This window comes from Candidatus Marivariicella sp. (assembly GCF_983056325.1).
Genome location: NZ_CEZOWA010000017.1, coordinates 1 through 18605 on the forward strand (window position 1 = coordinate 1; position 18605 = coordinate 18605).

At 31.8% G+C, this 18605-nt stretch carries 20 protein-coding genes; 13 read left to right on the top strand and 7 right to left on the bottom strand.

Annotation, left to right across the window (positions count from 1 at the left end; genetic code table 11):
* Positions 1-267 (bottom strand): hypothetical protein (locus AC3ATN_RS06505; protein ID WP_487532458.1); only part of this gene is annotated, 267 nt, incomplete at its 3' end.
* A gap of 166 nt (positions 268-433) precedes the next feature.
* Between AC3ATN_RS06505 and AC3ATN_RS06510 the strand changes: the two genes are divergently transcribed.
* Positions 434-1162 carry a ThuA domain-containing protein gene (locus AC3ATN_RS06510; RefSeq protein WP_487532459.1) on the top strand — a complete coding sequence of 243 codons (729 nt, stop codon included), beginning with the start codon at positions 434-436 and terminating at the stop codon, positions 1160-1162.
* A gap of 1 nt (position 1163) precedes the next feature.
* Here AC3ATN_RS06510 and AC3ATN_RS06515 read toward each other — a convergent pair whose 3' ends face one another.
* The 4 genes from AC3ATN_RS06515 to AC3ATN_RS06530 all read right to left on the bottom strand — a co-directional run bounded on the left by AC3ATN_RS06515 (position 1164) and on the right by AC3ATN_RS06530 (position 5867).
* Complete coding sequence (locus AC3ATN_RS06515; protein ID WP_487532460.1) at positions 1164-2168, bottom strand: NADP-dependent oxidoreductase; 1005 nt, start codon at positions 2166-2168, stop codon at positions 1164-1166.
* A gap of 8 nt (positions 2169-2176) precedes the next feature.
* A complete protein-coding gene (locus AC3ATN_RS06520) occupies positions 2177-3061 on the bottom strand; it encodes a DUF1295 domain-containing protein (RefSeq protein WP_487532461.1) in 885 nt (294 codons plus the stop codon).
* A 65-nt stretch (positions 3062-3126) separates the two neighbouring features.
* On the bottom strand, positions 3127-4242 hold the full coding sequence (locus AC3ATN_RS06525; RefSeq protein ID WP_487532462.1) for a pyridoxal phosphate-dependent aminotransferase: 1116 nt from the start codon (positions 4240-4242) through the stop codon (positions 3127-3129).
* A gap of 11 nt (positions 4243-4253) precedes the next feature.
* Positions 4254-5867, bottom strand: a complete 1614-nt coding sequence (locus AC3ATN_RS06530) for an amidohydrolase (RefSeq protein ID WP_487532463.1) — start codon at positions 5865-5867, stop codon at positions 4254-4256.
* A gap of 121 nt (positions 5868-5988) precedes the next feature.
* Between AC3ATN_RS06530 and AC3ATN_RS06535 the strand changes: the two genes are divergently transcribed.
* A complete protein-coding gene (locus tag AC3ATN_RS06535) occupies positions 5989-6726 on the top strand; it encodes a DUF6503 family protein (RefSeq protein WP_487532464.1) in 738 nt (245 codons plus the stop codon).
* 4 nt (positions 6727-6730) lie between these two features.
* Complete coding sequence (locus tag AC3ATN_RS06540; protein WP_487532465.1) at positions 6731-7753, top strand: polysaccharide deacetylase family protein; 1023 nt, start codon at positions 6731-6733, stop codon at positions 7751-7753.
* An 8-nt stretch (positions 7754-7761) separates the two neighbouring features.
* Here AC3ATN_RS06540 and AC3ATN_RS06545 read toward each other — a convergent pair whose 3' ends face one another.
* Complete coding sequence (locus AC3ATN_RS06545) at positions 7762-8370, bottom strand: alpha-ketoglutarate-dependent dioxygenase AlkB family protein (RefSeq protein ID WP_487532466.1); 609 nt, start codon at positions 8368-8370, stop codon at positions 7762-7764.
* A gap of 131 nt (positions 8371-8501) precedes the next feature.
* Here AC3ATN_RS06545 and hutH point away from each other — a divergent pair, with 131 nt between their 5' ends.
* The 9 genes from hutH (at position 8502) to AC3ATN_RS06590 (ending at position 17629) form a co-directional block, all read left to right on the top strand.
* Positions 8502-10001: a histidine ammonia-lyase gene (gene hutH / locus AC3ATN_RS06550; protein ID WP_487532467.1), complete on the top strand. Its 1500-nt coding sequence runs from the start codon at positions 8502-8504 to the stop codon at positions 9999-10001.
* Positions 9998-11998, top strand: a complete 2001-nt coding sequence (gene hutU / locus AC3ATN_RS06555; protein WP_487532468.1) for a urocanate hydratase — start codon at positions 9998-10000, stop codon at positions 11996-11998. The genes hutH and hutU overlap by 4 nt, the downstream gene beginning before the upstream one ends.
* Entirely contained in the window at positions 11995-13233 is a 1239-nt protein-coding gene (gene hutI, locus AC3ATN_RS06560; protein ID WP_487532469.1) for an imidazolonepropionase, read from the top strand. The genes hutU and hutI overlap by 4 nt, the downstream gene beginning before the upstream one ends.
* 3 nt (positions 13234-13236) lie before the next feature.
* Positions 13237-14196 carry a formimidoylglutamase gene (gene hutG / locus AC3ATN_RS06565; protein WP_487532470.1) on the top strand — a complete coding sequence of 320 codons (960 nt, stop codon included), beginning with the start codon at positions 13237-13239 and terminating at the stop codon, positions 14194-14196.
* A gap of 59 nt (positions 14197-14255) precedes the next feature.
* Complete coding sequence (locus AC3ATN_RS06570) at positions 14256-14948, top strand: hypothetical protein (protein ID WP_487532471.1); 693 nt, start codon at positions 14256-14258, stop codon at positions 14946-14948.
* A gap of 111 nt (positions 14949-15059) precedes the next feature.
* Complete coding sequence (locus AC3ATN_RS06575; RefSeq protein ID WP_487532472.1) at positions 15060-15497, top strand: RidA family protein; 438 nt, start codon at positions 15060-15062, stop codon at positions 15495-15497.
* A 2-nt stretch (positions 15498-15499) separates the two neighbouring features.
* Positions 15500-15961 (top strand): VOC family protein, encoded by a 462-nt coding sequence (locus tag AC3ATN_RS06580; protein ID WP_487532473.1) that lies wholly within the window; start codon positions 15500-15502, stop codon positions 15959-15961.
* Positions 15962-16335: 374 nt separating this feature from the next.
* The gene (locus tag AC3ATN_RS06585) at positions 16336-16869 is read left to right on the top strand and encodes an NADPH-dependent FMN reductase (RefSeq protein WP_487532474.1); all 534 of its coding nucleotides are present in this window, start codon (positions 16336-16338) and stop codon (positions 16867-16869) included.
* A gap of 1 nt (position 16870) precedes the next feature.
* The gene (locus tag AC3ATN_RS06590; protein ID WP_487532475.1) at positions 16871-17629 is read left to right on the top strand and encodes a pirin family protein; all 759 of its coding nucleotides are present in this window, start codon (positions 16871-16873) and stop codon (positions 17627-17629) included.
* Here AC3ATN_RS06590 and AC3ATN_RS06595 read toward each other — a convergent pair.
* Positions 17619-17987, bottom strand: a complete 369-nt coding sequence (locus AC3ATN_RS06595; protein ID WP_487532476.1) for a DoxX family protein — start codon at positions 17985-17987, stop codon at positions 17619-17621. The genes AC3ATN_RS06590 and AC3ATN_RS06595 overlap by 11 nt on opposite strands.
* A gap of 105 nt (positions 17988-18092) precedes the next feature.
* Between AC3ATN_RS06595 and AC3ATN_RS06600 the strand changes: the two genes are divergently transcribed.
* A complete protein-coding gene (locus AC3ATN_RS06600; RefSeq protein WP_487532477.1) occupies positions 18093-18599 on the top strand; it encodes a nuclear transport factor 2 family protein in 507 nt (168 codons plus the stop codon).
* The last annotated feature ends 6 nt before the right edge of the window (positions 18600-18605 follow it).

Sequence of the window (18605 nt, forward strand, 5' to 3'; positions counted from 1 at the left end):
ACTTGTTCCTGTATTATTTCCTCCACCGTCTGTAGTATTGGAACTTGTTCCTGTATTATTTCCTCCACCGTCTGAAGTCGAAGAGGTTGTGGTACTGCTATCTGTGGATGTTGTATCTGTAGATTGTTGAGTTATTGCTGTAAAAGTGGATACACCTAATTCCTTAAAAGAAGAATGTTTTGTAAGCGGAATTTCTACATTTGAAATCTTATCATTTGACCAAGCAAAACTCGTTAAAAGAACGAATAAATAAAGTATTTTTTTCATGTGTAATTTTTAAATTTTCAGATAAGATTTGGGCATAGTTATACAATATAACATAAATTAAAAACATGAACATCATTTAAACACTGAATTTATACTTGCTGCTTACAACTACCTGTGTGTGAGATTAAATAGCTAAATTTAAAAAAGCTAAATCAAACATAAAATCATGAAGATCATAATCTTAACCTTACTTTTTCTTCATACAGCTCTGTTTTCTCAAATAATAAAACCTGATAAAAAAATACTTATTTATTCCTACACCAAGGGATATGTTCATGAAGATGCGATTAAAAAAGGAGCTTTATTGATTGGAGAAATTGCTAAAAATAACGAGTTTAATGTGGAACATTCTAAAACTCAAGAAACCTTCAAGGCTGACGAATTATTAGATTATGATGCGATAATTTTTTTATGCACAACACTCGATGTTCTAAATGATGAACAACAAAAAAAAATGATAGAATTTATTCAGGCAGGAAAAGGGTTTGTTGGCGTTCATGCTGCAGCAGATACTGAATATGATTGGCCATGGTATGGAAGATTAGTTGGTGCATATTTTATTAGTCACCCCAAAGGAACTCCAAAGGCAACAATTAAAACAACCTCTAACAATCCATTTTTCACCTCTCATCTCGAAAGAAAATGGGAAATTAATGACGAATGGTATAATTACAATTTCAGGAATTCAAATATAATTCCACTTTTGATGTTGGATGAAAAAACATATGAAGGAGGTCAAAATGGAGAAAATCATCCCATTACTTGGTATCATGAATTTGAGGGAGGTAGATCATTCTATACTGGACTCGGACACAAGGGAGAAATATACGAAGACATACGATTTGAAAAACTTTTAGAAAAAGGCATACTATATGCAATGGAAGGAATAAAATAAACTATTCTTTTATTTTTAAAATTAGTTTTCCCATTTTATCTCCAGAAAATAACCTTAGAAAGGTTTCTCTAAAATTTTCAATACCATCAAAAATATCCTCTTTATAAAATAGTTTGTCCTCCATAATCCAGATAGCCATTTGTTTCATTGCCTCGGAGTATTTTGGCGCGAAGTCAAGAACAACCATCCCTTTCATTGAAGCTCGATTAACAAGAAGTGATAAATAGTTTTTAGGACCTTCTATACTTGATTCAGAGTTGTATTGAGAAATGGCTCCACAAATAACAACTCTTGCTTTTTTTCTTAAAAAAGCCAAAGCGGAGTCTAAGATCTCCCCTCCCACATTATCAAAATAAACGTCAATTCCTTTTGGACAATGTTTTTTTATCTCCTTAAATACATTTTCATTTTTGTAATCAATAGCCCCGTCAAAACCCAGTTTTTCAATTAAATAATCACATTTAGTTTTTCCACCAGCAATTCCGATAACTCTACATCCTTTAATTTTTGCAATTTGACCAACTACACTTCCAACAGCTCCAGCAGCTCCGGAAACTAAAACTACATCTCCTTCTTTAACTTCTCCAACTTCCAATATTCCAAAGTAGGCAGTCATTCCTGGCATTCCAAGAGCTCCTATGTAATAAGATAGAGGGGCTTTTTCAGAGTCTACCTTGTAAAAATTTTCCCCTTTTGTTATACAATAATTTTGAACACCTCCCCAGCCAGTAACATAGTCTCCTTTTTCAAATACTGTTTTTCCTTTCGTTTTAACAACTCTTCCTACCGAACCTGCTCTCATTACATCCCCCAATTCAACTGGAGGAATATACGAACGTGTTTGGTTCATCCATCCTCTCATTGCGGGGTCTAAGGAAATATACTCCTGTTCTATCAACATTTCACCATCTTTCAGCTCAGGTAATTTAGACTCCACAAGCTGCCAAGTTTCATTGTCTGGTGTCCCAGTGGGTCTCTTTTTTAAAATCTGCTGCTTGTTTATCATATTATATTTCAATTTTTAAAAATTCTTGGGAAGAAGATTGGAGTATTCTTTTTATAATCTTGATATTTTTGACTATCCCCCCATCTAGTATCTGCAATTTCTTCTAATAAATTTACTCCACTAATTTTATTTAAAAGTAAATAAACAAAAACAGGTGCAATGCATGCTAAATATTGCAGACCCGAAAAAGTAGGGATTGCAATTATTGTAACTCCTAACCATAAAATTAATTCTCCAAAATAATTAGGGTGTCTAGAAAATGACCACAAACCAGAGCTAATAAAGTTTCCTTTATTTTCAATATTAGTGTTAAATTTTGTCTTTTGAATGTCTGATATTACTTCAGTAAGCCATCCAATTAACCACAATAATACTCCTGGAATAAAATAATTAATGTTAGTAGGTTGATTTGAACTTACCATAACAATAACAGGTAGTAGACATATAAAAACCCATAAACCTTGCAGAATCCAAGCTATCATAAATTTGAAAAAGTTTATTTTAATTTCATCAAAACGAATATCTTTTCCTTTGCGTTTTACTCTTAAAAATAAAAAAGTACTTAATCTCAAGGCCCATATACCTACAAGAACTAAAGGGATTAATTTTGAATAAGAAAATAGTTCGTTTTTTGTGATTAAATTATAGGCTAAAAATATCAATACTAATAAAAAGGTTAATCCACCAGTGAGATCAAAGTAATGCTCTGTTTTTAAAATAAAAGAAGGTAAAAAAATCACTATCTGAATGCCAAAAATAATACACCAACTTTTTAAAGTAATTGAACTCCAAAAATCAATACCACTAGAAATATCACCAGTAAAAAATGCTAGTGCAAGAGAAAATGAAAGCACTAAGCTTAAAAAAAGTAAAGAACTAAATGTTTTTTTCATCTACTAGGGTGAATAGCAAGCCCAATATACCTATAAAACAATCCTTGGGTCTTAATTTGTAATAATTAACTTTCTTTATAAACTTCTTTAAGAGCAGAAGTGAAAGCTTGAACCTCTTGCAGAGTTCCAACGCTAATTCTACACCAATCAAAAAATGGAGGAAATGGCCTTCCTATTCTAATACCTTTATCTAGCATTTGTTTCCCTAATTTATCAATGTGTTTTTTAGAATGAAAGAAAACAAAGTTTGTGTTTGAAGGAACATAGTTTAATCCAAGATCATCCAATGTGTCCGTAATTAATTTTCTCCCTTGTTTTATTTTATTCAATGAAAAATCGTAAAATTCTTGGTCTTCAAGAGCTTTATCTGCTCCTGCTATCGCCAAAACGTTACTCATCGCAACAACGTTTGATCGAATTTGTTTTGCCAAATGAGGGGGAGCAATCAAATAACCTATCCTAAGTCCGGCAAGTCCATAAATCTTTGAAAATGTTTTTGAAACAATAACATTTTCTCCCTGTCTAACTAGTGTGTCCATCGACGGATAATCATCTTCTTGAATAAAATCATAATATGCTTCATCACTAAAAATAATTGCTTTTTTACTAGCAGAAATACAAAAATCTTTTAACGATTGTTTTGGTATAACCGTACCTGTTGGATTATTTGGATTACATAAGAAAATTAATTTTGTGTTTTTGTTTATCTTATTATTTATTGCATTTAAATCATAGCCTTTGTTTTCTCCTACAGGAACCCAATTAATTTTAGCGCCCCATTGTTCTGCAAAAGTCATCATTGCAAGAAAAGTAGGTTGTCCAGCAATTATCTCTCCTCCTCCCTGGGTGAAAGTTAAGCCTGTTATTTTAAGACCCTCCGTTGAACCACCAGTAATTATGATACTTTCAGGATCAACACCGTGTTTTTTTGCTAGCTTAACTGCAAGTGCGTCTGAATAGGAATATGGATATCTACAGCCATGATCAAAAGCCTTAATTACTGCTTTTTGAACCATTTCTGAAGGTCCATATGGATTTTCATTTGAGCTTAACTTTATTGTTTCTAAAAATGGTCGAGGATTAAACTTCTTAATCTCCTGATTTGAAAGCATTAATTCTGGGGCCAATAAAAGTCCTCCTAAACCAACGGAAGAACGTAACCAATCTCGTCTACTTTGCATAATTTTTTATTTTAATTTTCTTTTGTTTTAAGTGTAGGGTATGAAACCCCTAGTTGCTCCAAGTAAGAATCGTACTTGGTTTCATCATAATAAAATTTTTCAAGTTCATTTCTGTATTTCCCCATTATCGCTGTGTTTAATTCAATTGGAGGGGGGTCATTAGCTGAAATCATTGGCTTGTATGTTTCTTCTTTTTTTTGGATGTTTTCAAAATAATCCTTAGCTGAGGAAAGTAAATTGGGTTGAACTAAAAAATCTAAAACTGTCATTGCTACCACTTTAGCTCCTGCTGTAGCTCCTTTGTGAGCGATAGGAGTAGCCATAGCAATAGCATTAGACCAGTGATGTCCTTGAAGTCCAGGTATGTTGGAAGGGAATCGAAGTGTAACGGTTGGGACTGTCCATGAAACATCCCCTATATCATCCGAACCACCACTAACCATGATTTTTGATGGTTTACCAATAGGGTATAATTCAGTAGCTAGTCCATTGTTGTTATTTGATTTTACCTCTTTCTGAACAGCCTTAGCTAAGGTTTGATCTTCTTCTGACCACAAAGGCAATCCAACGTCTTGGATATTTTGATACATAGTTTCAGCGATCACTTTATTAAAATGTCTTGGCCAAGCTGTGCCTAAAACTCTTGATGTAACTTTTGTATCAGTCATCATTGCAGCTCCCTGGGCAATATTATTTGCATCATTATACATTTTCATTATTCCATCGTACTTAACATCTCTCAAGTAATACCAAATAGATGCTTTTGAAGGAACGACATTTGGTTGGTCTCCAGCATCAGTGAAAATTGAATGAGATCTTTTCAGGGGGTGCAAATGTTCTCTTTTATAGTTCCATCCAACATTCATAAGTTCAGCTGCGTCTAGTGAGCTTCTACCTCTCCAGGGAGAGCCCGCCGAGTGAGCCGCTTCTCCATCAAATGTATATTCAACTGATATAAGTCCAGTTCCTGTTGCCTGACCCCAAGAAACTTGAAGATTACTGCTAACATGAGTAAAAATACACATGTCAACTCCTTTAAATAATCCATCTCTAACAAACCAAGCTTTTGAAGCGACTAACTCTTCAGCTATTCCAGGCCATAAAAGCAAAGTGCCTTTAATCCCTTCGGATTTCATTATTTTTTGCACGGATAAAGCTGCTGTAATATTAACGGGGATTCCAGAGTTATGACCTTCTCCGTGCCCTGGAGCTCCATCCACCATTGGCTTATGATATGCCACGCCAGGATATTGAGATGCTTTAGGAATACAATCAACATCACTTCCAAGCGCTATGACTGGTCCTTCACCATTTGACCACTTAGCAAACCAAGCTGTTGGGATTCCTGAAACCCCATATTCAATTTCAAAGCCATTAGATTTTAGGATATTGGTCAAGTATTTTGAAGATTCTACTTCATGAAATCCTAATTCAGCAAAACTAAAAATTTTATCAACCATAATCTGAGTTTGTTTATGGTTGTCATTAACAATAGTCTCAGCTTCGGCTTTATACTTTTTTAATTTAGATTTAGAATATTTTTTTTGAGCAGTTACATTTGATGAAATTAATAGGATTAATATCAAGTGTAAAAGATCACGAAAGGTAAAATTGTTTGTTGTCATTTTATTAGTATTAAAATCTTAGTTTATCTAAAAATATGAAAAAAACATCTAATCCCTGCATGTAATTAAAACCTCATGTTTAAATCTTAAATGATTATTTTGCATAAATATTGAGTTTTTTATGAAATATCTGTTTATACTGTTATTCTCAAGTTCGATTATTTACCTCGCTAGTTTAGATAAACTAATTGAATCTGATTTAGATAGCATAAGTCAGATAGATGGACAAGAGCTAATAAACAGGAGTATTTTATATCACGATCCAAATAGTTCTTGGGGTACATTTAATGGAATTATGAATATCACAATGACAAGACCCGATAGGCCTGAAAGAAATAGTGAAGTTGAGATTGATATAATAAAATCTTATTTCAGATCTAAAGTTGTTCAAGATAATATTACTGTTGAACAGGTTGTGGAAAATGATGTATGTAAAATATCTCTTAATGGGAAATATACTTTTTCTGAAGATGAGATAAAAAAACATAAGTTAACCTGTGGTTTTGCATTAAAAATGAGAAATTATTACACGTATCTTTATGGTCTGCCAATGAAGTTAAAGGATCCAGGAACAATTATTAATCCTAAAGTAACTACTAAAAATTTTAAAGGAAAGGAGTATTTAGTTTTAACGGTAGACTATGAAGAACCTGTTGGAAAAGATCGTTGGTATTTTTATTTTAACCCCAAATCATATGCCCTTGAAGTTTACCAGTTTTTTCATGAAGAGAGTAAAAATGACGGTGAATATATTTTGCTTTCAGAAGAAAAAGAAATAAGTGGTATTAAAATGCCAAAAATTAGATCATGGTTTTATAATGAAAAAGATAAATTTTTAGGAACAGATACCTTAAATTAATTCTATGAAAAAAATTCTTAATAATAGACTCTTTCTTCTTGTTATGGTCGGAGTTTCAATAGGTTTGAGCGTTCGGCTTTATTTTAATTTTAATGATATCCCCATTTATGATCTTAGACTTGCATTCAACTTTATATTTAACAATAAAAGCATTCCTCAATATAAAAATCTTTCTGAAAAATTGGGTTATGAGAAAAATGATAAGCTATTAATTATTCATGCGGATGATCTAGGTTTATCCAAATCGGTCAATGAGGCTTCCTTTGGAGCGTTAGATGAAGGATTTGTTAATTCTGCAAGTGTTATGATTCCTGCTCCAAACACCAAAGAGGTTGCAAATTACTTTCAGAAAAATCCACAGACTGATTTAGGTCTTCATCTAACATTTACAGCAGAATGGAAAGATTACAAGTGGTCTGGTATTAGTACAAATGATTCAATTCCTTCTTTAATAAACGATAAAGGAGATTTTTACGAAAAGAAAAAAACTTTTATAAAAAGAGGCGATCCCAAGGATGTGAAAAAAGAATTACAGGCACAAATAGATTATGCCAAATCCATTGGAATAAACCCCACCCATATTGATAGCCATGAAGGTGCCTTGTTTTTTTCACCTGAATTTTTCCAAATATATTTAGAACTAGGAGAGAAAAATAAACTTCCTGTTTTTGTGCCTCAGATTTTAGCACCTCATTTTGATAGTCGTTTTTTAAAACCAAATAATTTAGTCGTAGTAAACAAAATGTACATGGCTGAAAAAAATATTTCATTTAATGATTGGTCAAAATATTATATAGATGTTCTAAATAATCTGGATCCTGGGTTAAACGAAATAATAGTTCATCTTGGATATGATAATATAGAAATGCAGGAAATTACTTCTAAAAGAGTTGCCTATGGTTCTAAATGGAGAAATCTAGATTATGATGTTGTTTCTAGTGCTGAATTTAAAAAAGTCATAACTGAAAATGATATTAAATTAGTGACTTGGAAACAAATAAAAAATTTAATGTACCCTCTTAATTAGATGTTTTTTTAGAAAATTTTTCTGTAAGTAAGATTGATTCTTTCATTAATTTTTCTTGAAGTTTTCGGGACTTGATGAAGCCAGTTGTGCTGCATCGATCCCGACATGATCAATAAACTTCCATGCTCAAGTATAATTTTTAGCCTATCTGATTTATTGACTTTATGCTTTAAATGAAAGGCCCTCTCTTGGCCTAAAGTAATTGACCCTATTACTGGATTTAAACCTAATTCCTTTTCGTTGTCGGCATGCCACCCGTTACTGTCTTTCCCATCTCTATATAGGTTCATTAAAACAGTGTTGAATTCATTTGTATAAACATTACTGATTTTGTTTTTTAAATAAATTAGCTCTTCTGTCATGGGTTTTGACTGCATTGTGATATTAGAATAACTGTATTGATTTTTCAAAACACTATGTAAAGAAGTCAGTCTTGGTTGCATATACGTTTTTCCGAAAACTTTAATTGGATCCTGTTGCCAAGGAATCGTATTTTTAAATATCTTAAATAGTTTATTTGCTTTATTTAAGTCTAAAAAATGTGGATAATAAAATAGCTCTCCGTCAGGAATTTCAGGATTCCATACGTTTTGAGAATTAATTCTAGATTTACTCATAAGAAAAATGTTAATTTATAATTTTATAGATTGAAACTTTGTAGTTTATAAATAAATTTTGAGGAAAATAAAGTATAATTTTAATATTATAAAAACTAAAAACAACTTTTTATTTTAATAAAAAATGAAGAATGCCAAAAAATAAAGACAATAATATATCACTTGATGATATTTATTTTTTTATGAATAATCCAAATGAATTTAAATTCACTGATTTTACAAAAAAAAGAATTATTCAGAGTTATGAGCGTGTTCAAAAAATGGCTTTGAGTGAAAAGGCAGTATATGGAATAAATACTGGTTTTGGCCCACTTTGTACCACAAAAATATCAAGTGATGAAACAGAGTCTTTACAGAAGAACCTTTTACTAAGTCACTCGGTTGGAGTTGGAAACCCAATAGCACCTGAGCTTTCCAAGCTAATGTTAATCTGTAAAATTCAATCCTTATCAAAAGGCTACTCTGGAATTCGTTTAGAAATATTAGATCGACTGATTTATTTTATTCAAAATAATCTAACTCCTTTTGTTCCAGAAAAAGGATCTGTTGGGGCTTCTGGAGACCTCGCCCCACTTGCTCATTTATTTTTACCCCTAATTGGAAATGGATTCTTTTGGGATGGTAAAGAAAAGATTAATGCTGCATCCGTTTTAAAAAAACATAATCTAACTCCTTTTTCCCTTCACGCGAAAGAAGGACTTGCTCTTATTAACGGTACACAATTTATTTTAGCCCATGCTATAAAAGCAATTTCAAAGCTAACTTATCTTTTAAATTTAGCAGATCTAGCCGCAGCAATGTCGTTAGAAGGTTTCCAGGGAAGCTTGGCTCCTTTTAAAGAAGAGCTTCACGAATTAAGACCCTTTGCTGGTAACAAAAAAGTTGCAAAACGTATAAGGGGTCTGTTAAAAAATTCTCAAAACTCCGATTCACATAAAAATTGTGATCGAGTTCAAGATCCCTACTCAATTAGATGCACTCCTCAGGTACATGGAGCATCAAGAAACGCATTAAATCATGTTAAAGAATTGGTTGAAATCGAAATCAATTCTGTTACTGACAATCCAGTGATTATTGATGATAACACGTCAATATCTGGAGGCAACTTTCACGGGCAACCTTTAGCAATTGCTCTTGACTATTTAAAGGTTGCAGCAGCTGAAATAGGTAATATTTCAGACAGGAGAAGCTATTTGCTTTTAGAGGGTTTACACGGACTGCCTGTAATGCTTACAGAAAATCCTGGCCTTAATTCAGGATTCATGATCACTCAGTATACAACTGCAGCATTAGTTTCTGAGAACAAATCATTATGCTTTCCTTCATCTGCAGATAGTATTCCAACGGGAATGGGTCAAGAAGATCATGTTTCTATGGGTAGCATATCAGGCCGTAAATGTCTTGAGGTAATTGATAATCTTGAGAAAATAATTGCTATTGAATTGTTACATTCTGCACAATCATTAGAGTTTAGACGTCCAAATACATTTTCTTCAGCTATTGAAAAAACACTCTTAATTATTCGAAAAAACGTTAAAAAGTTAGAAAATGATAGGGTTTTAAGTACAGACATTGAGATAGTAACAAAGCTGATTGAAAATCAATCTTTAAATGTATATCCTGAATTATGACTTTTAAAGAAGCAATTTTACAAGGAATCCCTGAACAACTTCCAATAAGTAAATCATTTGATTCTAGTCTTAACCCTGCGCCTAAAAGAAAGCAAATTTTAAATCTAAGTGAGAAAAAGTTGGCAATTAGAAATGCCTTGAGATATTTCCCCAACAAATGGCACAAAGAGCTTAGTCTAGATTTTGCAAAAGAATTAGAAGATTTTGGAAGAATCTATATGCTTCGCTTTAAGCCAGAATACACGATTTATGCTAGACCGTTAAGTGAATATCCGGCAAAAATTGATGAAGCCAAGTCAATAATGTTAATGATTCAAAACAATTTGGATATAAATATAGCTCAACATCCTCAGGAACTTATTACCTATGGAGGTAACGGGGCGGTATTTCAAAATTGGGCTCAATATTTGTTGACCATGAGGTATTTAGCCACAATGAATAAAAATCAAACGCTACATCTTTATTCTGGACATCCTATGGGGTTATTTCCGTCCTCTAAAAAATCTCCAAAACTTATAATAACTAACGGAATGATGATTCCTAATTATTCTAAACCCGATGATTGGGAGAAATTTAACGCTTTGGGGGTGACTCAGTTTGGCCAAATGACTGCTGGATCATTTATGTATATTGGTCCTCAAGGAATAGTTCACGGAACAACTATTACTTTAATGAATGCTTTTAGGAAGGTTTTAAAAGCAAAAGAATCTGTTAAAGGGAAAATTTTTCTAACATCCGGTTTAGGGGGGATGAGTGGAGCTCAACCAAAAGCCGCAAATATAGTTGGATGTATATCAATAACTGTTGAGGTCAACTCGTCCGCTGCAAAAAAAAGATACGATCAAGGCTGGGTAGATGTTCTTATCTCCAATATTCATGAGTTGGTTGATTTTGTAAAAAAATCTCAAATTCTTAAAAATACAGTATCCATAGCATACATTGGTAATATAGTAGAGGTTTGGGAAATATTTTTAAAAAAGGATATAAAGATAACGATTGGTTCAGATCAAACCTCTCTTCACAACCCTTGGTCTGGAGGTTATTATCCAATTGGTATTAGCTATGAAAAAGCAAACAAAATGTTGAAAGACGAGCCTGTGATTTTTAAGGAAAAGGTTCAAGAAACACTAAGGCGTCATGCGCGAGCTATAAAGCTTCATGTTGAAAAAGGAACTTATTTTTTTGATTATGGAAATGCTTTTTTATTAGAAGCTTCTCGGGCTGGTGGAGATGTTTTAAATCATGATAAAACAGATTTTTGTTACCCTTCATACGTTCAAGATATTTTAGGTCCCATATGTTTTGATTATGGTTTTGGTCCATTTAGATGGGTTTGTGCATCGGGAGATCCGAAAGATTTGGAAATAACTGATACGATTGCAAAAAATATATTGTTGGGTATAAAAAAAAATGCTCCAGAAGAAATCCAAGGTCAATTAGATGATAATATTAAATGGATAGAAGATGCTCAAAATAATAAACTAGTTGTTGGGTCTCAAGCCAGAATACTGTATGCAGATGCGCTAGGTCGAATTGAAATTGCTAAAGCATTTAACACTGCCATTTCTCAGGGTAAAATAGGTCCAATTATTCTTGGCAGGGACCACCATGATGTGAGCGGTACAGATTCTCCATACAGGGAGACATCTAATATTTATGATGGTAGCAAATTTACTTCAGACATGGCTATTCATAATGTAATAGGAGATAGTTTTAGGGGTGCTACATGGGTTTCCATTCACAACGGAGGAGGAGTAGGCTGGGGTGAGGTAATTAATGGAGGTTTTGGAATGCTTCTAGATGGTTCTAAAAATTCAGAAAAAAGATTAAAAAAAATGTTATTTTTTGACGTTAATAATGGAATTGCTAGGAGAAGTTGGGCCAGAAACAGGCCTGCTATTTTTACTATAAAAAAAGAAATGGATCGATCAAAAAACCTAGATGTAATTATTCCAGAAATTGTAGACGATAAAATCTTAGATTCTTTATTTAAATGAAAATACTCTTTAAAAACATTAAAGGACTTCTTCAGACTCTTAGTGAAACTAAAAATTACTTGAAGGGTCATGAGATGAAGAATTTATCTCAAATTAGTAATGCCTATTTATTAATAAATGATGATAAAATAATTGACTTTGGTGAAATGAATGCCTGTCCAACACTACAGGTGGATAAAATCATCAATGCAAATGGGAAATACATACTACCCTCTTGGTGCGATTCTCACACCCACATTGTTTATTCTGGTTCAAGAGAAAAAGAATATGTTGATAGGATTAATGGCAAATCATACGAGGAAATTGCAAAAAATGGAGGGGGAATATTAAATTCTGCGAAAACCCTTAAAAATACTTCTTTTGATAAATTATACAACGAAAGTGCAAAACGTCTTGAAGAAATTATAAGTCTAGGAACAGGAGCTATTGAAGTTAAATCAGGCTACGGCCTTCATCTTTCCGAAGAAATAAAAATGCTTGAAGTCATTAAAAAATTAAATGAAAATTATGAAGTCTCTATTCAGCCAACATTTCTTGCAGCGCACGCAGTACCTGATGAATATAAAAACAGAAAAGAGGAGTACATAAATCAAATAGTTCGTGAATGGATCCCATCTGTTTCTGAGAAAAAATTAGCTAAGTTTATAGATGTTTTTTGTGAAAAAGGATATTTTAATCTTGAGGAAACCAGATTAATCCTTGAGGCTGGTAAAAAACACCATTTAGTCCCAAAAGTTCATGTTAATCAATTTAATTCCTTTGGAGGAGTTAAGCTTTGTAAAGAAGTTGATGCTCTAACAATTGATCATCTTGAAGTTCTAAGCAAAGATGATTTAAAGATTCTGAAAGGTAGTAGCATGATGCCTGTTGCCCTTCCTAACTGTTCTTTTTTCCTAAATATTCCTTATGCACCTGCGCGAAAAATCATTGACAATGACATTCCTTTAGCTTTGGCTTCTGATTTTAATCCTGGATCAGCTCCATCTGGAAACATGAACTTCGTGGTTTCTTTAGCGTGTTCTAAAATGGGAATGACTCCTGAAGAGGCTATCAATGCAGCCACTATAAATGGAGCATATGCTATGGGGCTTTCAAAAGAATTAGGAAGCATCACTGTTGGGAAAAAAGCTAATATTATATTAACAAAATCAATTCCTTCATTTTCCATGATTCCTTATGCTTTTGGGTCCAATTTAATTGAAGATGTTTTGATTAACGGAAAATTTATCAAGTAAACTTTGAATAAAATAGATCAATACTATCGTCCGCCTAATAAACAAATGTGGAAAGGACGCATGTCATCTCCTGATTCTCCAAATGAATACTGGCATGAACAGGTAGCCCTAAGGACTAAAAGTAATATTTCAGATTTACATGGTAGTATCGCTCTATTAGGATATGCTTGTGATGAAGGAGTTAAGAGGAACAATGGGAGGCAAGGAGCTGTGGATGGACCTAACGCCATTAGAGAACAGTTGGGAAAACTCTCATGGCATTCAAAAAAGAAAGTTTCTGACTATGGTGACGTATTATGTTATTTAAACAATCTAGAAGTCACACAAAAATTATATTCAGATATCGTTCAAGAAATAATTGAATCTGGTCAATTAACAATCGGTTTGGGCGGAGGGCACGACCTTGCATATGGACATTTCTGTGGAATACACAGAGCCATTAAAAATGGAATGAAATCTAAAATTGGCATTTTAAACTTTGATGCACATTTCGATTTAAGACCCCCTTTAGAAGGCCCAAATTCAGGGACTCCATTTTATCAAATACTAAAAGAGTTTAAAGACGACGTTAAATATCTTGCTTTAGGTATTCAGAGGCCGTCTAATCCATTATCTCTTTATAAAATTGCTTCTGAATTCAATGTAGATTTCATACCAATAGAAGATTGTAAATCAATTAATATTAGTAATGTTTGTGGAATAATTGATGATTGTTTTAAACAATGTGAATCGATTTACATAAGTATAGATCTGGATGGTTTTAGCTCGTCAAACGCACCGGGAGTAAGTGCTCCTGGACCTTTTGGTTTTTCTACGAAGTTTTTTCAACTTATTTTCGAATATTTATTAGAAACGAAAAAAGTTATAGCCATCGATGTCGTGGAGCTCAATCCAATTTATGACGTTGACTCAATCACCGCTAAACTTGCATCTCAGATAATAGATTTAGCCGTTAGTAGATGATTTTTTTTAAGTTTGAATGAAGCTTATAAAACTTTTTTTTACAATTAAAAAAATGAAATATGAAAAAATTAATAATTAGATATTTTTTAGAGTTTTGCGTCATTATTCTTGGAATATCTATCTCCTTTTATATCGAAAAACAAAATGCTTTGGATTATAAAAAAGAATTAAAAAATCAATCTCTAAAAAAATTGATAAAAAATGTAAATGAAGATTTAATAGACAGTAAGTTTAACTACGAACAACACTCTAAGGCTTCATTATCTGGGGAAATAATATTAGAAAGAGGCAAAGATTTATATAAAACAAATAAAGACTCTTTAGGTTATTATTTAACTGTAGCTGCTGTTATTAATACCGTTTTAGTTGATAACCAAGAAGAGTATAATGCTTTAAAAAATTCAGGATTAATTGAGTTAATTGATAATGATACTCTCGTGTCTTATTTACAAAGCAAATATTCACGTCATAATTTTTATAAAAAATTGGAATCAGTGATTAATGAGCTTTCTTATAAAGCTTCCAATATAGTATATGATAAAGTAACTTTAGAAAACAAAAAAAGACTTTGGGGCCAGCCAATTTATTGGTCACCCTATAAACAAAATTCAAACTATTTATCTGTTAAGGATATAAATTTAATATATCATAAAAGAGGATTTCATGAATATTATGCAAAAGTAATTAAATCAAGTATTAAGATGGATTCAATAATTATTTTAACGTTAAAAAAAGAAATTCTTTATGATTAATAAACTTGATTCGAAAGAATTCAATCAAACCAATACGAAATAGTTATATTTAAAAAATGGATGTGAATTGAATCGTGTTTATATCTTTAAAAAACTTATAACTATTTATATATGAAAAATTTTCTTTTTTACATTATTCTTTTATCAACAAGTTTTTCTTTTAGTCAAACAATTGAAAGAATAAACAGTCCCGAACATCTTGAGAAAAATTATCCTTTTTCCGAAGCCACAATTGTTAACAATGTGATCTACCTATCTGGAGAAGTTGGAACACTTCCAAATGGAAAGTTAATTGAAGGTGGAATTACTGCGGAGACAAAACAAATACTTACAAATATTAAAAATATATTAAATAAAATGGGGGCTTCAATGGATGATGTTTTTAAGTGTACATGTATGCTGTCTGACATATCAGAATGGGGAGAAATGAGTGCTGAATATGTTAAACATTTTAAAAAAGATAAGCTTCCAGCCAGAAGTGCTTTCGCAGGTAGTGGTCTAGCTCTAAATGCAAAATTGGAAATAGAATGTATGGCTCTAAAAAATTAAAAATGAAATATTATATTATACTTGTACTTTTATTACCTCTTAGCTGTATGGAAATGCCAACTAATGGGTCTGAAACGTTTAATTTATCTGGCAATCATTTTGCTATAGCGGTTAAGGATCTTAAAAAAACAGGGGATTTTTATGCAAATACTCTTAAAATAAATGAAATTGATATTTCATCGACAGGTCTTCCTCATCGATGGTTTAAATTAAATAAAGGACTGGAAATTCATTTGGTTAGCAGTGATAAAACTCTCCCTAAAAAAACTAGAAATAATCATTTAGCAATTCAAACAAATAATATTAATGTTGTCGCTTCTTACTTAAAAGGAGAAAAAATTGAATACTATGATTGGCTAGGAAATTCAAATACTATCCAGGAAAGATTTGATGGAGTTCTCCAAATTTATCTTACTGATCCAGAAGGGAATTGGATTGAAATAAATCAAAAAGCAAAATTATAGAAAATTTAAAAATACTAATTTTCACCACAAACACTATCATTATATTCTTTTTTGGCTTCTATTTATTAAAATGGGAACCAACTGTCGTTGGAGTTTTTAGAGAAATACTAATTCTTCCAGCTTTTGTAATGCAATTATGCTTAGCATTTTATATCACAGTTATGTTATTAACTAAAAAGATGAAGCCAAACATCTTTTCCGTTGTTCATTTAACTTTAACTTTATTATTAATACTTTCTTTTCAGCTATAAAGAATTATATTTTGATATTTTATAAGTTCCTGCTTGGTTAAAAAAATATACTCTTACTTTATTGAAATTAAATGATTAACTAAATAATCATACGTATTTTTGTTTAAATTAAAATTATCGGTAATGAGAAAAATTGTTGCTTTTGGTGCTAGTTCATCAAAAAAATCAATTAATAAAATGCTGGCAAATTTTGCAGCTAAACAAATTGAAGATGCTGAAGTTAATTTATTGGATCTAAATGATTTTGAAATGCCGATTTACGGTATAGATTATGAGAATGAAATTGGTATTCCTGAACAGGCCCATGAATTTAAAAATGAATTGAGTTCTGCTGATGGGATTATAATTTCTTTCGCTGAGCATAATGGAGCTTATACTGCTGCTTTCAAAAATATCTTTGATTGGATTTCAAGAGTTGAAAAAATCGTTTGGTTCAACAAGCCAATGTTTTTATTAGCGACCTCTGATGGTGCAAGAGGAGCAATTACAGTTCTTAAAATGGCTCACGATAGAATTTCAAAAGGAGGTCAATTAGATATACCTAGCTTTTCCCTTCCAAATTTTATCCAAAATTTTGATTCTAGTTTAGGTATAACAGATGAAAAATTGAAAATTGAGTTCGACTCGTGTATTAAGTCATTTAGCGAAAATTTATAATATGTCCCTAGAAATTTATCCTGTTAACAGTCAAGCAAAAGGTGATTTTAATAATGGGGAAATCTTAGAAAATAAACCAATTGGGTTTCCTGGTGATGGTGGAAAATTAAAGCCTTACTCAAATATTTTTTATTGGGCAAACGCATGGACAAGTTCAAAAAAAAGTACAATTGGGCTTCATCCACATCAAGGATTTGAAATTTGCAGTTTTGTATTAAAAGGGCAAATAAATCATTATGATACAAAGCAAAAAAAATGGATTTTGTTAAATCAAGGAGATGTTCAAATAATCAGATCTGGAAGTGGCATATCTCATGCTGAGGAATTAATGGAAAATTCTGAAATTTTTCAAATCTGGTTTGATCCTGATTTATCAAAAACACTTAAAAAAAATGCTACATATGATGATTACAAAAATGATTCATTTGAAAAATTTGAATCCAATAAAGCAACTATAAAGTTGATTAAGAATTCTAGTTCTAAGATGCAAATGGATTCGGAGGGGGTATCTATTAAAGAATATTTTATTAAAAAAGAGGCTAATAATTTTAGTATTGATGTTTTAATCGATAAAATCCATTCTTTTTTTATTTTGGAAGGAAGTATTCAAATTGAAGATAATCTTTGCTCGGCTGGGACTTTTTTTAAAGTATCAAATACAAATAAGATAGAATTCAATATTAATTCTGATGTAAAAATTTTTGAAATCATAACTCCATTGAAACTAACTCACAAAACTTACGCTAGTACTATGATTTAGAGTGCCAATAAGCCAGGCCTAGAAATAATAATTGAAATGGCGCTCTTATAATTGCAGTTTGTCTAGTTATTCCAAGCACATTTTGGGCATCTTGACTTTGAATTAAATAAATATTTGCAGGGAATACGGCAAATAAAAGAATAATGAGTCCCCAAGCAGAATACTTTCTATATTTGGTCAACAGCCCTATTCCAAAAATTACTTCAAAAAAACCACTGATGTATACTGCTTCAATTTTCCAGGGGAAAGATGAAGGCATGATCGCCATGAAATAATTAGGATTATTAAAATGCTCAATTCCAACATATGCATAAGAAATAGCCATTAAATATATTGTTGCCTTTTTTATATATCTCATTTTATAAAAATACACTTCTAATCAAGAAACAGGTATTTTATAATTAAAATATTATATTAATACTCTTTTATTGAATACTTTCGTTGGATAATTAAAAATGAAAAAATGAAAAAATTACTACTTATTGCAATAGCATTATTTGCTATTTCATGTCAAAACACTCCTGATATGAGTCTCTATAATACTAACAAGGAAATTGCTGAAAAGTGGATTAGAACATACGAATCCCCAACTAATTATGAATTATTTGAATCATTAGTTGATAAAAATATCGTTTTTCAATCTCCTCAATATGGAGTTGGAGAAGTTGGATATGACGAAATCTTAGCTCAAGCTAAATATTATATGTCTGGTTTTGAAAATGTGACATTTACTCCTAGAGCTTGGCTTCCTGGAGTTGATGAAACTACCTTAATGGCTGATGGAAGTGTTCGAGTTTATGGAACATGGAAAGGGAATAGTATCGAATCAGGAAAAACATTTTCTCTTGATGCATATCACTATTTCAATGTTAAAGATGGTAAAATTATTGAATCTGGAGATTACTTTGACGCCACAGGAATGGTTGTGGCTACGCAACCTGACCCGGTTGAAGAGGCTGCTGCTGAATAATTCATA

What these genes read in the sequence shown, in the direction of transcription:
- AC3ATN_RS06580 (WP_487532473.1), top strand. Translation starts at nt 15,500, where the DNA reads ATGAAATATTATATTATACTTGTACTTTTATTACCTCTTAGCTGTATG.
- AC3ATN_RS06575 (WP_487532472.1), top strand. Translation starts at nt 15,060, where the DNA reads ATGAAAAATTTTCTTTTTTACATTATTCTTTTATCAACAAGTTTTTCT.
- AC3ATN_RS06525 (WP_487532462.1), bottom strand. Translation starts at nt 4,242, where the DNA reads ATGCAAAGTAGACGAGATTGGTTACGTTCTTCCGTTGGTTTAGGAGGA.
- AC3ATN_RS06540 (WP_487532465.1), top strand. Translation starts at nt 6,731, where the DNA reads ATGAAAAAAATTCTTAATAATAGACTCTTTCTTCTTGTTATGGTCGGA.
- AC3ATN_RS06585 (WP_487532474.1), top strand. Translation starts at nt 16,336, where the DNA reads ATGAGAAAAATTGTTGCTTTTGGTGCTAGTTCATCAAAAAAATCAATT.
- AC3ATN_RS06535 (WP_487532464.1), top strand. Translation starts at nt 5,989, where the DNA reads ATGAAATATCTGTTTATACTGTTATTCTCAAGTTCGATTATTTACCTC.
- AC3ATN_RS06530 (WP_487532463.1), bottom strand. Translation starts at nt 5,867, where the DNA reads ATGACAACAAACAATTTTACCTTTCGTGATCTTTTACACTTGATATTA.
- AC3ATN_RS06515 (WP_487532460.1), bottom strand. Translation starts at nt 2,168, where the DNA reads ATGATAAACAAGCAGCAGATTTTAAAAAAGAGACCCACTGGGACACCA.
- AC3ATN_RS06520 (WP_487532461.1), bottom strand. Translation starts at nt 3,061, where the DNA reads ATGAAAAAAACATTTAGTTCTTTACTTTTTTTAAGCTTAGTGCTTTCA.
- hutU (WP_487532468.1), top strand. Translation starts at nt 9,998, where the DNA reads ATGACTTTTAAAGAAGCAATTTTACAAGGAATCCCTGAACAACTTCCA.
- AC3ATN_RS06595 (WP_487532476.1), bottom strand. Translation starts at nt 17,987, where the DNA reads ATGAGATATATAAAAAAGGCAACAATATATTTAATGGCTATTTCTTAT.
- AC3ATN_RS06600 (WP_487532477.1), top strand. Translation starts at nt 18,093, where the DNA reads ATGAAAAAATTACTACTTATTGCAATAGCATTATTTGCTATTTCATGT.
- hutH (WP_487532467.1), top strand. Translation starts at nt 8,502, where the DNA reads ATGCCAAAAAATAAAGACAATAATATATCACTTGATGATATTTATTTT.
- hutI (WP_487532469.1), top strand. Translation starts at nt 11,995, where the DNA reads ATGAAAATACTCTTTAAAAACATTAAAGGACTTCTTCAGACTCTTAGT.
- AC3ATN_RS06510 (WP_487532459.1), top strand. Translation starts at nt 434, where the DNA reads ATGAAGATCATAATCTTAACCTTACTTTTTCTTCATACAGCTCTGTTT.
- AC3ATN_RS06570 (WP_487532471.1), top strand. Translation starts at nt 14,256, where the DNA reads ATGAAAAAATTAATAATTAGATATTTTTTAGAGTTTTGCGTCATTATT.
- AC3ATN_RS06545 (WP_487532466.1), bottom strand. Translation starts at nt 8,370, where the DNA reads ATGAGTAAATCTAGAATTAATTCTCAAAACGTATGGAATCCTGAAATT.
- AC3ATN_RS06590 (WP_487532475.1), top strand. Translation starts at nt 16,871, where the DNA reads ATGTCCCTAGAAATTTATCCTGTTAACAGTCAAGCAAAAGGTGATTTT.